We start from the raw sequence: 14364 nt of genomic DNA on the forward strand, positions 1-14364 counted from the left end.
CTTACTGGGGAAGCGATTCCGACTGCTGTTCCTGCGGGGACGTATAGCGAATCGCGGTGAGGAGCGCGGCGATCAGCATCAACAGCAGATAGATCTTCATGTCGTTTCCTCCGCTGCCTCATTGCAGCTTCCCGCCGCGGATTCTGCAAAACACGTTCCAGGCACTTTCAATGACAGTCGCGTGATAAGAATTGGTTAATCAGGAGTAACGGAATGGCCGAACAATTGAACGATCGCGAGAATTCCGGCCTGGCCGACAAGCTCTTGCAATACCTGCCGGCGCGCTTCCGACCGGGTACGGCGGTGGTGCCGGTGGTGCGGCTGTCAGGCGTCATCGGCGCGGTGACGCCGCTGCGTCCGGGCATGACACTCGCGGGCGTCGCGCGGGTGCTGGAGCGGGCGTTTTCGTATCGGAACGCCAAGGCGGTGGCGCTGGTGATCAATTCGCCCGGCGGCTCGCCGGTGCAGTCGCGCCAGATCTATCTGCGCATCAAGCAACTCGCGGCGGAGAAGAAGCTGCCCGTGCTCGTGTTCGTCGAGGATGTCGCGGCCTCGGGCGGCTACATGATCGCCTGCGCCGGCGACGAGATTTTCTGCGATCCGTCATCGATTCTCGGCTCGATCGGCGTGGTCGGCGGCAGTTTTGGTTTCCAGGAGGCAATCAAGCGGCTCGGCATCGAGCGGCGCCTCTACACGGCCGGCGCGCACAAGGCGATGCTCGATCCGTTCCTGCCCGAAAATCCTGATGACGTGGCCAAGCTGAAGGCGCTTCAGCGCGAGATCCATCAGATCTTCATCGCGCTGGTGAAGGAGAGCCGCGGTAGCAGGCTCAAGGGCGCCGACGACACCCTGTTCACCGGCGAGTACTGGGCCGGCGAGACGTCGATCGCGCTGGGACTTGCCGACGGCCTCGGCGATCTCCGCTCAACTCTTCGTGCCCGCTACGGCGACAAGGTTCTCACCCCCGTGATCGCGCAGCCGACCGGGCTGTTGTCCGGCCTGTTGGGACGGAAATCGCCAGGCGCAGGGCAGCTTTCGGCCATGGAATCAATGGCCAGCCTGCCGGACGAGCTGATCTCGGCGGTCGAGACGCGGGCGATTTGGGCGAAATTCGGGTTCTAGGCGAATCCCCTGCCGCGCCATTTGGTCCGTCTTGAGCCAATTGCGGCGCAGCCCGGACTGCGCGAGAATGTGCGTGGGGGTTGAGCACTAGACAAGGATCGACCGATGCCGCCGTTCGTTGCATTCGCGGGCGTCCTGGGTGGGCTTGCCGTGGTCCGCTGGGCATACAAGACCGCACTCCGGATCAACCAGGAGCTGGAGGAGATGCGCCTGTCGCGCGTCGCCGAGGCCGCCCATACGGGGGCCGTCCAGACGCTGAAGCGTGACCCGGTGACCGGAGCGTATAGGCCGGGATAGTCTCCGCACGGAAGGTGCGCTGCCTCTCGCGCTTGCGGAGGAGGCCGGGTCGGGTCTTTCCACACGCGAGAAACCCAAGAGGAGAAAGCCCTCACCCGCGCTTTCGGCGCGACCTCTCCCGCGGGCGGGAGAGGTAAGAAAGGCCCCTTTGCCTTGATTCCCATCCCCGCCGTCGATACGGTCCCGCGCGATTCAAACCCCCGCGAGAGCCTGATCTGACGATGGACGCCTCATTGCCCGCCCATATGCGCCCGGAACGCTCGTTCCAGGGCTTCATCCTCGCGCTCCAGCGGTTCTGGGCCGAGCAGGGCTGCGTGATCCTGCAGCCCTACGACATGGAGATGGGCGCGGGGACCTTCCATCCGGCCACCACGCTTCGCGCGCTCGGGCCGAAGCCCTGGAACGCCGCCTATGTGCAGCCCTCGCGCCGGCCCAAGGACGGCCGCTACGGCGAGAATCCGAACCGGATGCAGCACTACTACCAGTTCCAGGTGATCATGAAGCCGTCGCCGCCGAACCTTCAGGAGCTTTACCTGAAGTCGCTGGCCGCGATCGGCATCGACTCCGCCGTTCACGACATCCGCTTCGTCGAGGACGATTGGGAGAGCCCGACGCTCGGCGCCTGGGGTTTGGGCTGGGAGTGCTGGTGCGATGGCATGGAAGTCAGCCAGTTCACCTACTTCCAGCAGGTCGCCGGCGTCGAATGCGCGCCTGTTGCGGGCGAGCTCACCTACGGGCTCGAGCGTCTCGCGATGTATGTGCAGGGCGTCGATCGCGTCTACGATCTCAACTTCAACGGCCGCGAGGGCGACCAGAAGGTCACCTATGGCGACGTCTTCCTGCAGGCCGAGCGGGAATATTCGAAGCACAATTTTGAAGTCGCCGACACCGCGATGCTGTTCGAGCAGTTCAAGATGGCGGAAGCGGCCTGTCGGAAGTACCTCGACGCCGGCTGGAAGGACGACAAGCGCGAGGCGCATCTCATGGCGCTGCCGGCCTATGACCAGTGCATCAAGGCGAGCCACGTCTTCAACCTGCTCGACGCCCGCGGCGTGATCTCTGTAACCGAACGGCAAAGCTACATTCTTCGCGTGCGCGAGCTGGCAAAATCCTGCGGCGAGGCCTGGATCCATACTGAAGCGGGCGGAGCGGCCTGATGCCCGATCTTTTGCTTGAACTGTTTTCGGAAGAAATCCCCGCGCGCATGCAGGCCAAGGCGGCCGACGATCTGCGCCGCCTCGTGACCGAGAAGCTCGTCGCCGAGGGCCTCGTCTATGAGGGCGCGAAAGCGTTCGCGACGCCGCGCCGGCTCGCACTCACCGTGCACGGCATCCCCGCGCGCCAGCCCGACCTGAAGACCGAACGCCGCGGACCGAAAGTCGGCGCGCCCGATGCGGCCGTGCAGGGCTTCCTCAAGGCGACCGGCCTGAAATCGCTGGAAGAAGCCAAGATCCAGCGCGACCCCAAGGGTGACTTCTACATCGGATTGATCGAGAAGCCCGGCCGCGACGCCATCGACGTGCTCGCGGAAATCCTGCCCGTCATCATCAGAACCTTCCCCTGGCCGAAATCGATGCGCTGGGGCGCGCGCTCTGGAAAACCGGGTTCGTTGAGCTGGGTACGTCCGCTGCACGCGATCATCGCGACCTTCGGGCCCGAGACGGAAGAGCCCGATGTCGTGAAGTTCGAGGTCGACGGCATCGAGACCGGGCAGACGACGTATGGCCATCGCTTCATGGCTCCATCGGCGATTTCTGTGCGCCGCTTCGAAGACTACGAAGCGAAGCTGAAGGCGGCAAAGGTCATTCTCGATCCGCAGGCGCGCAAGGACATCATCTTCGCCGACGCCAAGGAATTGACGTTTGCGCAAGGCTTCGAGCTGGTCGAGGATCAGGTGCTGCTCGACGAGGTCTCAGGGCTCGTCGAATGGCCCGTCGTCATGATGGGATCGTTCGAAGAAGAATACCTCGCGATACCCGACGAGGTGATCCGCGCCACCATCCGCAATAACCAGAAGTGTTTTGTCGTTAGGGATCCCAAGACCGGGAAGCTGACCAACAAGTTCGTCCTTACAGCAAATATCGAGGCAGCAGACGGCGGCAAGGTCATCGTATCGGGCAATGAGCGCGTGATCCGTCCTCGCCTGTCGGATGCGAAGTTCTTCTACGAGACCGACCTGAAGACGAGGCTCGAGGATCGGCTGCCGAAGTTCGAGCAGATCGTGTTTCACGAGAAGCTCGGAACTCAGGCCGCGCGCATCAAGCGCATCGAGCGCCTCGCCGCCGAGATCGCGCCGCTGGTCGGCGCCGATGTCGTCAAGGCGACGCGCGCCGCGCATCTGGCGAAGGCGGATTTGCTGACCGAGGTTGTCGGTGAATTCCCTGAGGTGCAGGGCTTGATGGGCAAGTATTACGCGCTGGCTCAGGGCGAGGATGCATCCGTCGCCGCCGCCTGCGAAGAGCATTACAAGCCGCAGGGGCCGGCCGATCGCGTGCCGACCGATCCGGTCAGTGTCGCGGTTGCGCTCGCGGACAAGATCGATACGCTCGTCGGCTTCTGGGCGATCGACGAGAAGCCGACGGGCAGCAAGGACCCGTATGCGCTGCGTCGCGCGGCGCTCGGTGTGATTAGAATCGCGATCGAGAATGAGCTCGACCTGCATCCAAGGGGGCTTCTCGACTCGCATATCCGTGCCATCCGCCCTGACATCTCTGATACCGAGAAGGGAATTATCGGCGACACATTCCAGCTATTCTTCGAAGATCGATTGACGGTTCAATTGAGAGAACAAGGCGCGCGGCATGATCTCGTCGCAGCCGTGCTTGAGCTTGGTGGAAACGAGGCCGGGCTGCTTTCAATCGTTCGCCGCGTCGCGGCGCTCGGAAAGTTCCTCGATACTGACGACGGCAAGAACCTGCTCGCCGGCACCAAGCGCGCCAGCAACATCCTTTCGATCGAGGAGAAGAAAGACAGGAGTACCTTCGACGGTGCGCCGGATGCGGCGCTCTATAGCCTTGCAGAAGAAAAGGCTCTGGCGAAGGCGATCGACGAGGTGAAGGCGGAAGCTGGTGCCGCCGTTGCCAGGGAGGACTTTTCCGCCGCGATGAGCGCGATGGCCAAGCTGCGTCCGCCGGTCGATGCGTTTTTCGACAAGGTGCGTGTCAACGACGACAATGCCAAGGTGCGTGAGAACCGGCTGAAGCTGCTCAACGAGATCCGCAGCGCCACGCGTGCGGTCGCGGACTTCTCGAAGATCCAGGATTGAGGCGGGATAAAAATGCCCCGCCCGGCGGGGGGAAGACCGGGCGGGGCCTGATGTCCGATTTTCACTGCTGCGCCAGAATGATTGACGTGGCGCGCCGGACATCGAGTTGAACTGATTCTCCTTAGTCCATCACCTCGACGATGCGCCGCGAGCGCGGTTCGACCAGCACGGTCGAGCCGTTCACGACGGTGTAGCGGTAGGTCGTCGCACCGAAACGTTGCGGCACGTCATAATAAGTGATGCCGGTTTCGGGTAAGGTGGCGCCGACGACCACGCGATCCGGAATATGGAAGGCCGGCACACGTTGCTCGACGACGTAGTCGCGGAAAGCCGGGCGCTGCTCGACCGCAATCGTCGGGCCGCTATCGACCACGACGGGCGCGCGTCCCACTGTGATCCCGGTTTGCGCCTGCGCTGCGACCGGCGAGCCGATCGCGGCCGCGAGCGCTGCAAGGGCAAGAATCCTGTTTCGCATGGGCAACTCCTTCGACGTGCTTGCGACATGGTTTTACCGGACGCGCCAATGGCGCGACCGGTTGCCAATGCTGCGCCGCGCGCGATGTTCCGAAAAAAGCCCTGCCGCATCGGCGGCAATTTCGGGCAGTTTTCGCGAACTGGGGAACTCGCCGAGGTGCCAGCGCGTCTCTACCCGCGGAACCCGGTCCGCTATGATCCGCCCGCGATTCGCCTCAACGTTCGGAAAGACAATTCATGCACATCACTGTCGCCCACATCTCGCCGATCCTGTCCCTGCTCGCGGGTGTGCTCATCCTGATCATGCCGCGCCTGCTGAACCTGATCGTGGCGATCTTTCTCATCGTCAATGGTGCGATCGGGCTCGGTTTGTTGAGGTGGCTCCATCTCTAGGCCTTCATTTTCCGGAACTCTTCGACTTGCGCGGGCCCGCCCAAAATGGTGTAAGGCCCGCAATTTCCCGTCCCTCTCGCAGGTTGTGTGCAAGCCATGGCCAAAGCCGCCTCGAAGCCGAATAAATCTCCAGCGAAATCAAAGGGCTCCGCCAAGACCAAAGCCGCGCCCGCGGCCCGCAAGGCGCTTGCCAAGAGCGCCGTGAAGAACGTCCCGAAGCCGGCGGCCAAGGCGTCTGCGAAGCCCGCCGCGAAGGCTGCGACCAAGTCGGCTGCGCCCAAGGTCGCCAAGAGCGCTCCGGCCAAGAGCGCCTCGACCAAGGCGGCGCCAGCCAAGGTTCCTGCAAACAAGTGGGTCTTCACTTTCGGCGACGGCAAGGCCGAGGGCCGCACGGAGATGCGCGACCTGCTCGGCGGCAAGGGGGCCAACCTCGCCGAGATGGCTAATCTCGGCCTGCCGGTGCCCCCCGGCTTCACGATCCCGACCTCGGTCTGCACCTATTTCTACGCCCACGACAAATCCTATCCGAAGGAACTGCAGTCGCAGGTCGAGAGCGCGCTCGACTACGTCGGCAAGTTGACCGGCAAGGTGTTCGGCGACACTAAGAACCCGCTGCTCGTCTCCGTGCGCTCCGGCGCGCGCGCCTCGATGCCGGGCATGATGGACACCGTGCTCAATCTCGGCCTGAACGACGAAACCGTGGAAGCACTGTCGGAACTCTCCGGCGACCGCCGTTTCGCCTATGACAGCTATCGCCGCTTCATCACCATGTATTCCGACGTGGTGCTCGGTTTCGAGCATCATCACTTCGAGGAAATCCTCGACACCTTCAAGGACAGCCAGGGCTACACGCTCGACACCGACCTCACCGCCGACGACTGGGTCGATCTGGTCGGCAAATACAAGGACGCGGTCGCCCGCGAGACCGGCAAGGACTTCCCGCAGGATCCGCATGACCAGCTCTGGGGCGCGGTCGGCGCGGTGTTCTCATCCTGGATGAACGCGCGCGCGGTGACCTACCGCAAGCTGCACGACATTCCGGAATCATGGGGCACCGCGGTCAACGTGCAGGCCATGGTGTTCGGCAACATGGGCGAGACCTCGGCAACCGGTGTCGCCTTCACCCGCAACCCCTCGACCGGCGAGAGCAAGCTCTACGGCGAATTCCTGATCAATGCGCAAGGCGAGGACGTGGTGGCGGGCATCCGCACGCCTCAGGACATCACCGAAGAGGCGCGCAAGGAATCGGGCTCCGACAAGGCGTCGATGGAGGCGGCGATGCCTGAGGCCTTCAAGGAGCTGACGCGGATCTACACGCTCCTCGAGAAGCACTACCGTGACATGCAGGACATGGAGTTCACGGTCGAGCAGGGCAAGCTGTGGATGCTGCAGACCCGTAGCGGCAAGCGGACCGCGAAGGCCGCGCTGCGCATCGCAGTCGAGCTTGCGAACGAAGGCCTGATCAGCAAGAACGAAGCGGTGACGCGCATCGATCCCGCCTCGCTCGACCAGCTCCTGCATCCGACCATCGATCCCGAAGCCAATCGCGACGTGATCGCGACCGGCTTGCCGGCGTCGCCGGGTGCGGCCTCCGGCGAGATCGTGTTCTCGTCCGATGAAGCGGCCAAGCTTCAGGGCGACGGACGCAAGGTCATTCTGGTTCGCATCGAGACCAGCCCCGAAGATATCCACGGCATGCACGCCGCCGAAGGCATCCTGACCACCCGCGGCGGCATGACCTCGCACGCGGCGGTCGTCGCGCGCGGCATGGGCAAGCCCTGCGTCTCAGGCTGCGGCACCATTCGCGTGGATTACGGCCGCGGCACCATGAGCATCGGCTCGCGCACCTTCAAGGCCGGCGACGTCATCACCATCGACGGTTCGCTCGGTCAGGTGCTGGCCGGCCGCATGCCGATGATCGAGCCGGAACTGTCAGGCGAGTTCGGCACGCTGATGAACTGGGCCGACCAGGTCCGCAAGATCGGCGTCCGCGTCAACGGCGACACGCCGGATGACGCCCGCACCGCGATCAAGTTCGGCGCGGAAGGCATCGGCCTCTGTCGCACCGAGCACATGTTCTTCGAGGAGACGCGCATTCGCACGGTGCGCGAGATGATCCTCTCCGAGGACGAGCAGTCGCGCCGTGCCGCGCTTGCCAAGTTGCTGCCGATGCAGCGCGCCGACTTCGTCGAGCTGTTCGAGATCATGAAGGGCCTGCCCGTCACGATCCGCCTGCTGGACCCGCCGCTGCATGAGTTCCTGCCGCATACCCATGCCGAGGTCGAGGAAGTGGCGCGCGCCATGAACACCGATCCGCGGCGTCTGGCGGACCGCGCGCGCGAGCTGTCGGAGTTCAATCCGATGCTCGGCTTCCGCGGTTGCCGTATCGCGATCGCCTATCCTGAAATCGCCGAGATGCAGGCACGCGCGATCTTCGAAGCCGCGGTCGAGGCCGAGAAGCGCACCGGCAAGGCGGTCGGCCTCGAGGTGATGGTGCCGCTGATCGCGACCAAGGCCGAGCTCGATCTGGTCAAGGCCCGCATCGACGCCACCGCGAAGTCGGTGATGCGCGAGACCAACACCAAGATCGCCTATCAGGTCGGCACCATGATCGAGCTGCCGCGCGCCTGCCTGCTCGCGGAACAGATCGCCGAGAGCGCCGAGTTCTTCTCGTTCGGCACCAACGACCTGACGCAGACGACCTACGGCATCAGCCGCGACGACGCCGCGAGCTTCCTCGGTCCCTATGTGACCAAGGGCATCCTCTCGATCGATCCCTTCATCTCGCTCGACCAGGAAGGCGTCGGCGAGCTCGTCAAGATCGGCGTCGCGCGCGGCCGCAAGGCGCGCCCGAAGCTCAAGATGGGCATTTGCGGCGAGCACGGCGGCGACCCGGCCTCCGTCGCCTTCTGCCACAATGTCGGCCTCGACTACGTGTCGTGCTCACCGTACCGCGTGCCGATAGCGCGCCTCGCCGCCGCGCAGGCCGCGCTCGGCAAGGCGATTGCGAGCCAGGCGTAAGCTGTCGCGATAGACGGGATGCGAAGGAGGCGGGGCTTGCCCCGCCTCTTTGTTTACGCGACGCCCGATCCGCGTCGTTGCGAGGAGCTCGCGACAGAATTGCGCAGCAATTTTGCGCAGATGCGACGAAGCAAGCGGGATTCTGGAATGCTTCGCTTCGCTCGGACGGAGAGGGAACCGTACGCGTCGCGCAATGATAAGTGCGCGCAAGACCTGATCAGCAAGAGTTCCTTCACCATTCGCGTTGACCGGATGTTTACCGCTTCAGATGACGCGGCGTTTACCAACGCGCAGCACCGGCCGCTGAAAACACCCGACATTGCTTGAGTGTGCCTGCCGCGCAACGCCGATTAACGCCCCGGCAACCTAAATTAGATACTTACAATAAAGATCGAACTGCACGGATGTACTGGGTTCGATCGGAAACGGGCGTAAGCGTAGCGTGAGCGTAACGATGCTGGTGTTGCGTAACCATCCGAAGGGCGCGCGGTTCGCGTCCTTCGGAATCGGTCTCTTCATCTTCGCCTTGATGCCGCGAGAGACCGGCTATCAGGACATAGGCTCCCTGCTGGCGCGTCAGCCCGGCGTTGCCGAGCGCTGGCAGAAACAGGTGTTCTCCGCGGCCTCGTCGATTCAGCTTGCGACTTACAGCTTCTCGCGTCCGATCGGCACGTCCATTCCGCAGAGCGCGATGGTTCGCCTCGCGAGCCTCGATGGCCGCTACGTCACCGGCACGATCTCTCGCGGCAATCCCGCGCTCCAGACCCCGACGCGCTATCAGGCCTCCGATTTCCCCAAGGTCGAACGGGCGCTGAAGGGCGACCGTCTCGCCACCGTGACGCCTGCGCCTCCGCCCGAGAGGCCCGCGCCCTCCGCGACGCCGGCGCAGCAGGATCCCGCCACGTCTAACAGCTCTGTCTTCGGTGCCAAGACGGCCCAGCGACCGGTCGAGCAGCCACAGGCAATGTCGCCGGAGTCTGCGGCGGCACTCGATCCCGAGCTTCAGGAGGCGCTGCGCGCGCCGCCTTTGACGCAATATGCCAATCCGAAGGCCGACGAGAGTGCGCTGTCCTTCGCGGCACAGCCGCTCAACGCGCTGAAGCCGGCGACGGTCGCCCCGCCGCGCGATCCCTTCAGTGTGAAGACGTCGAACCTGTTCTTCGGCAGCTCCTCGCTCGGCGGCGCCGTCGAGAGCATCGAGAGCTGGCAGCCCGGTGCCGAGCCGCTGATCGTGATGCCCGACCCCGACATGAAGCTGGCCTCGCTGTCGCCGCCGACCGACGACGTCGGAAACGCGACCGAGAGCGGCGAGAGCGTCGCGCCGAAAGGCGAGGTCAACGCCGACAACCAGCGCTCCAAATCGCCGGCCGAACGGCTGGCACTGGACGGCAAGTCACGGGCGAAGTCTGAAAAGTGTCTCGCTGAAGCCGTCTATTTCGAATCCCGCGGCGAGGCCGTGCGCGGCCAGATCGCGGTCGCGCAAGTGGTGATGAACCGCGTCTTCTCCGGCAAATATCCTGATACGGTGTGCGGCGTGGTCTATCAGAACAAATACCGTCATTTCGCCTGCCAGTTCACGTTCGCCTGCGACAACAATCCCGACGTGATCCGCGAGCCCGAGATGTGGGATCGTGCGAAGAAGATCTCCAAGGCGATGCTCGATGGCCAGATCTGGTTGCCGGAGGTCGGCAAGTCGACGCACTACCATGCCTATTGGGTGCGTCCGTCCTGGGTGGCCGAGATGAAGAAGATGTACAAGACAGGCGTGCACACCTTCTATCGTCCGCGCGCCTGGGGTAACGGCGAGGAGGAGCCGAGCTGGGGCACGCCGGCGCAGACCGCCGCACTCTCGGCAGAGCTCGCGCAGGAAGCCAAGAGCTCCGCCGAGATGGGCGTGACCGAGCGGCGCTGACCGCGCCTCAGGTCTCGATATCCAGCGCGCAGTCGAAGTTGGGCACGGAATGCGTCAGCGCGCCTGAGGAGGCGTAGTCGACGCCGGTTGCCGCAATCGCGGCAATCGAGTCCAGCGTGACGCCGCCGGACGCTTCGAGCGTGAGGCGGCCTTCCGTGATCCGGACGGCCTCGCGCAGCGTCGCGAGGTCCATGTTGTCGAGCAGCACCGCCTCCGCAAGGCCGGTCGCAAGCACCTCGCGCAGCTGCGCGAGCGTGTCGACCTCGATCTCGATCTTGACGAGGTGACCCGCATGAGCGCGGGCGCGCTCCAGCACGGGCCGGATGCCGCCGGCGACCGCGATGTGATTGTCCTTGATCAGGATCGCATCATCGAGGCCGAAACGGTGGTTGAAGCCGCCGCCGCACCGCACCGCGTATTTCTCCAGCGCCCGCAATCCCGTCGTGGTCTTTCGCGTGCAGCAGATGCGCATCCTGGTGCCCTGGGTACGCGCGACGTAGTCGTCGGTGAGCGTGGCGATGCCCGAGAGGCGGCCGACGAAGTTCAGCGCGGTGCGTTCCGCGGTGAGGATGGCGCGAGCGGGGCCCGAGATCGTCAGCACCTGCTGGCCGCGGACGACCCGCGCGGCATCGCGGACATGGGCGCGTATTTCGATATCCGGCGAGAGCTTTTGCAGCGTCGCCAGCGCCAGCGGCAACCCGGCGATGATCCCGGATTGGCGCGCGACGAGGACCGCTTGCGCCTTTGTTGCTTCCGGGATCGTCGCGAGTGAAGTGATGTCACCGGCGCGGCCGAGATCTTCGTCGAGCGCGCGATGCACGGCGTCATCGATGGCGAGGGGGGAGAGGAAGGCGTCGGGATAGAGCAGGGAGGTCGGGGTGATCATGGAAAACTCCGTCAGGCGATCATGGATTGCGCGAGGTGCGTGGTTGTATGTTCGGTGAGGCCGTCCGCGATCGCGCGCACCGCAGCGAGCGTGGTCATGGTTCGCTGCGCCAGCGCGGGTATCTCCGCGGCATGGTCCGAGCGGAAATGCGCGCCGCGGCTTTCGCGGCGGCTCCAAGCTGCGGCCGCGACGAGCAGGGCCGCCGTCGCCATGTTGCGGACGGCGATGCTCGCAGCCGCGCGTTCGAGGGTGGCGAAACTCCGCACAGCTTCCGCAAGCCCGTCACCATCGCGGATCACGCCGACATTCGCGCTCATCATGTTGCGCAGGCGTTTCACAGCGGCTGCATCCGGGGCACCGCCGCGCGGTGTCACCAGCGCCTCCGGCAGGCGGCTCGGCGAGGGGATCGTGTGGCCGGCGATGTCGTCGGCGATACGTGCGGCATAGACCACCGCTTCCAGCAGCGAATTGGACGCAAGCCGGTTGGCGCCATGCGCACCGGTTGAGGCGACTTCGCCGCCGGCCCACAGCCCGGCGATCGAGCTGCGGCCGTGTGCGTCCACCGCGATTCCGCCCATGTGATAGTGCACGGCCGGCGCGATCGGAATGGCCTCGATCGCGGGATCGATGCCCGCGGCGATGCAGCTTGCATGCACGGTCGGGAACTTTTCTGCGAAGTGCGCGCCCAAGGCCTGCCGTGCATCGAGGAAGGCGCCGCGCCCGGCCGCGATCTCGGCGAACACGCCGCGGGCCACGATGTCGCGCGGGGCGAGTTCGGCGAGCGGATGCTGCGCCGCCATGAAGCGCTCGCCATTGCCATTGATCAGCGTGGCGCCTTCGCCGCGCAGCGCCTCGGTCGCAAGTGGTGCTGGATCACGGCCAACCATGATGGCGGTCGGGTGAAACTGCACGAATTCGGTATCGGCGATCACGGCGCCTGCGCGCGCCGCAATCGCAAGACCCGATCCGTTGGCCTGCGCTGGATTGGTGGTGACGGCGTAGAGATGGCCGATGCCGCCGGTTGCAAGCACGATGGCGCGCGAGGCGATCATCATGGGCATTGCTGCACAGTTACCAGCCTCGCGCAATTGAACGCCGGTGACCGCGCCGTCCTCGGTGAGCAGCGCTTCGGCGACAAAACCTTCGATCAGGCGGATCGACGGGGTGCGGCGCGCCGCCTCGCTCAGCGCCGCGATGATCGCCGCGCCGGCGCCGTCGCCGCGGACGTGAACGATCCGCCGCGCGGAATGCGCCGCTTCCCGGCCCACGGCCAGCCGTCCCTCGAGATCGCGGTCGAACGGCACGCCGTAAGCGAGCAGATCGTGAATCCGCGAGCCCGCCTCGCGGGCGATCCCGAGCGCGATCGCTTCGTCGACGATACCTCCGCCGACCGCAATGGTATCCGCGGCATGCGCTTCGGGACTGTCGCCTTCGGCCACGGCAGCCGCGATGCCGCCTTGCGCCCATGCGGAGGACGCCCCCTGTCCGAGCGGCGCCGCCGCGATCAGCGTCACCGGCCGCGGCGCCAGCTTCAGCGCGCAGAACAATCCTGCGAGCCCACCGCCGACGATGACGACGTCATCGGTGGAGCGGGTGAGGTTGTGGATGTTGTCGATCATGTCACGCCTCAATTGTTCAAATTGATCATCCGTTCGACCGATCGCCGCGCGCGCGCCGCGAGCGACGGATCGATCGTGACTTCCTCGCCGAGCGTCAGCAGGCTCTCGAGAATGTTGGCGAGGGTGATGCGCTTCATGTGCGGGCAGAGATTGCAGGGCCGCAGCATCTCGACGTCGGGCAACTCGGCGCGGACATTGTCGGCCATCGAGCACTCCGTGATCATCACCAGGCGTCGCGGCCGCCGCTCGCGCACCCAGCTGATCATGTGCGCGGTCGAGCCGGTGAAGTCGGCTTCCGCCAGCACGTCAGGCGGGCATTCGGGATGCGCGATGATCTGCACGGAGGGATCGGCCTCGCGAAACGCGCGCAGCTCGTCGCCGGTAAAGCGCTCGTGCACCTCGCAGGCGCCCTTCCAGGCGATGATTTTGACATCGGTCTTCGAGGCGACATAGGTCGCAAGATAACGGTCGGGCAGGAAGATCACGCTGGGTGCGTCCAGGCTCTCCACCACTTGCACCGCGTTGGACGAGGTGCAGCAGATGTCGACTTCGGCTTTCACCTCCGCCGACGTGTTGACATAGGCAACCACGGGCACGCCGGGAAATCTTTCACGCAGCAGGCGCACGTCCGCGCCGGTGATGCTGGCGGCGAGCGAGCAGCCGGCGCGAGAATCCGGGATCAGCACGGTCTTGTCGGGATTGAGCAGCTTTGACGTCTCCGCCATGAAGTGCACGCCGCACTGGACGATGACATCCGCCCTCACCTTGGTGGCCTCGATGGCGAGCTGGAGCGAATCGCCACCGATGTCGGCGACGCCATGAAAGATCTCCGGTGCCTGGTAGTTGTGGGCGAGGATCACCGCGTTGCGCGCGCGCTTCAGCTGATTGATCGCGTGAATCGCCGGCGCCATCAGTGGCCACTCGATCGGCGGGATGACATGCTTGAGGCGCTCGTAAATCGGCGCGGTCGCGCGCTCGACATCGTCGGTCCAGTCCAGCGACGGCCGCGGCAGCGCAGAACCAGTTTGCGCCGGCGCTGGTGGGGTGGAGGTGGCCCGGCCCTGCGGCCGATTGGCAAAGTCGTCGGGACCGTAAATTCCAGCGATCGGCATCGAAGCCTCCCATGTAATACATATGCTCAGTGTGAGCATATATTGAGCCTGAGAAATCCGGCCGCGAGGCCGGGGCAGATTTCACCAGGACTAAATATGCTCAATGTGAGTAAATCCGAGATAACACGCCGCAGAGGGGACCGCTAGGGGCTCTCGCACACATTCCCGTCAAGTCGCGCTGCGCGCGTCAAAGGACGCGATAAAACGCATTGCTCCCGCAGCAGCCCCTCCTGGGATGCAATCATTTTCCATTTTGGATTTTC

General features: G+C 64.7%; 12 protein-coding genes. 8 read left to right on the top strand and 4 right to left on the bottom strand.

Annotated features, from left to right (window positions below):
• Positions 1-213: 213 nt before the first annotated feature.
• The 4 genes from ACVW16_RS27340 to glyS all read left to right on the top strand — a co-directional run bounded on the left by ACVW16_RS27340 (position 214) and on the right by glyS (position 4684).
• Positions 214-1122: a S49 family peptidase gene (locus ACVW16_RS27340; protein WP_456702109.1), complete on the top strand. Its 909-nt coding sequence runs from the start codon at positions 214-216 to the stop codon at positions 1120-1122.
• A gap of 105 nt (positions 1123-1227) precedes the next feature.
• On the top strand, positions 1228-1419 hold the full coding sequence (locus ACVW16_RS27345) for a hypothetical protein (RefSeq protein WP_456702110.1): 192 nt from the start codon (positions 1228-1230) through the stop codon (positions 1417-1419).
• Between the two features lie 221 nt (positions 1420-1640).
• A complete protein-coding gene (locus ACVW16_RS27350; protein WP_456737888.1) occupies positions 1641-2576 on the top strand; it encodes a glycine--tRNA ligase subunit alpha in 936 nt (311 codons plus the stop codon).
• A complete protein-coding gene (gene glyS, locus ACVW16_RS27355; protein ID WP_456737889.1) occupies positions 2576-4684 on the top strand; it encodes a glycine--tRNA ligase subunit beta in 2109 nt (702 codons plus the stop codon). The genes ACVW16_RS27350 and glyS overlap by 1 nt, the downstream gene beginning before the upstream one ends.
• A 121-nt stretch (positions 4685-4805) precedes the next feature.
• On the opposite strand, the gene ACVW16_RS27360 is transcribed toward glyS, so the two are convergent.
• A complete protein-coding gene (locus ACVW16_RS27360) occupies positions 4806-5159 on the bottom strand; it encodes a DUF1236 domain-containing protein (protein ID WP_092227456.1) in 354 nt (117 codons plus the stop codon).
• Positions 5160-5395: 236 nt separating this feature from the next.
• On the opposite strand from ACVW16_RS27360, the gene ACVW16_RS27365 reads away from it, so the two are divergent.
• The 4 genes from ACVW16_RS27365 to ACVW16_RS27380 all read left to right on the top strand — a co-directional run bounded on the left by ACVW16_RS27365 (position 5396) and on the right by ACVW16_RS27380 (position 10484).
• Positions 5396-5551, top strand: a complete 156-nt coding sequence (locus ACVW16_RS27365) for a DUF3096 domain-containing protein (RefSeq protein WP_456702113.1) — start codon at positions 5396-5398, stop codon at positions 5549-5551.
• Between the two features lie 96 nt (positions 5552-5647).
• Positions 5648-8572: a pyruvate, phosphate dikinase gene (ppdK, locus tag ACVW16_RS27370; RefSeq protein WP_456737890.1), complete on the top strand. Its 2925-nt coding sequence runs from the start codon at positions 5648-5650 to the stop codon at positions 8570-8572.
• A 36-nt stretch (positions 8573-8608) separates the two neighbouring features.
• Positions 8609-8899 (top strand): hypothetical protein, encoded by a 291-nt coding sequence (locus ACVW16_RS27375; RefSeq protein ID WP_456737891.1) that lies wholly within the window; start codon positions 8609-8611, stop codon positions 8897-8899.
• Positions 8900-9026: 127 nt separating this feature from the next.
• On the top strand, positions 9027-10484 hold the full coding sequence (locus ACVW16_RS27380; RefSeq protein WP_456737892.1) for a cell wall hydrolase: 1458 nt from the start codon (positions 9027-9029) through the stop codon (positions 10482-10484).
• Between the two features lie 7 nt (positions 10485-10491).
• Here ACVW16_RS27380 and nadC read toward each other — a convergent pair whose 3' ends face one another.
• The 3 genes from nadC to nadA are packed head-to-tail and all read right to left on the bottom strand — an operon-like array spanning position 10492 to position 14101.
• Positions 10492-11370: a carboxylating nicotinate-nucleotide diphosphorylase gene (gene nadC / locus ACVW16_RS27385; RefSeq protein WP_456737893.1), complete on the bottom strand. Its 879-nt coding sequence runs from the start codon at positions 11368-11370 to the stop codon at positions 10492-10494.
• 11 nt (positions 11371-11381) lie between these two features.
• Complete coding sequence (locus ACVW16_RS27390; RefSeq protein ID WP_456737894.1) at positions 11382-12989, bottom strand: L-aspartate oxidase; 1608 nt, start codon at positions 12987-12989, stop codon at positions 11382-11384.
• Between the two features lie 8 nt (positions 12990-12997).
• Positions 12998-14101, bottom strand: coding sequence for a quinolinate synthase NadA (gene nadA / locus ACVW16_RS27395; RefSeq protein ID WP_456737895.1), 1104 nt, complete (start codon positions 14099-14101; stop codon positions 12998-13000).
• Between the last annotated feature and the right edge of the window lie 263 nt (positions 14102-14364).

The organism is Bradyrhizobium sp. USDA 4474 (genome assembly GCF_054057515.1).

Excerpts from the sequence above, each read along its gene's own strand:
- ACVW16_RS27340 (WP_456702109.1), top strand. The coding sequence starts at position 214 with ATGGCCGAACAATTGAACGATCGCGAGAATTCCGGCCTGGCCGACAAG.
- nadC (WP_456737893.1), bottom strand. The coding sequence starts at position 11,370 with ATGATCACCCCGACCTCCCTGCTCTATCCCGACGCCTTCCTCTCCCCC.
- ACVW16_RS27365 (WP_456702113.1), top strand. The coding sequence starts at position 5,396 with ATGCACATCACTGTCGCCCACATCTCGCCGATCCTGTCCCTGCTCGCG.
- glyS (WP_456737889.1), top strand. The coding sequence starts at position 2,576 with ATGCCCGATCTTTTGCTTGAACTGTTTTCGGAAGAAATCCCCGCGCGC.
- ACVW16_RS27350 (WP_456737888.1), top strand. The coding sequence starts at position 1,641 with ATGGACGCCTCATTGCCCGCCCATATGCGCCCGGAACGCTCGTTCCAG.
- ACVW16_RS27380 (WP_456737892.1), top strand. The coding sequence starts at position 9,027 with ATGCTGGTGTTGCGTAACCATCCGAAGGGCGCGCGGTTCGCGTCCTTC.
- nadA (WP_456737895.1), bottom strand. The coding sequence starts at position 14,101 with ATGCCGATCGCTGGAATTTACGGTCCCGACGACTTTGCCAATCGGCCG.
- ACVW16_RS27390 (WP_456737894.1), bottom strand. The coding sequence starts at position 12,989 with ATGATCGACAACATCCACAACCTCACCCGCTCCACCGATGACGTCGTC.
- ACVW16_RS27345 (WP_456702110.1), top strand. The coding sequence starts at position 1,228 with ATGCCGCCGTTCGTTGCATTCGCGGGCGTCCTGGGTGGGCTTGCCGTG.
- ppdK (WP_456737890.1), top strand. The coding sequence starts at position 5,648 with ATGGCCAAAGCCGCCTCGAAGCCGAATAAATCTCCAGCGAAATCAAAG.
- ACVW16_RS27360 (WP_092227456.1), bottom strand. The coding sequence starts at position 5,159 with ATGCGAAACAGGATTCTTGCCCTTGCAGCGCTCGCGGCCGCGATCGGC.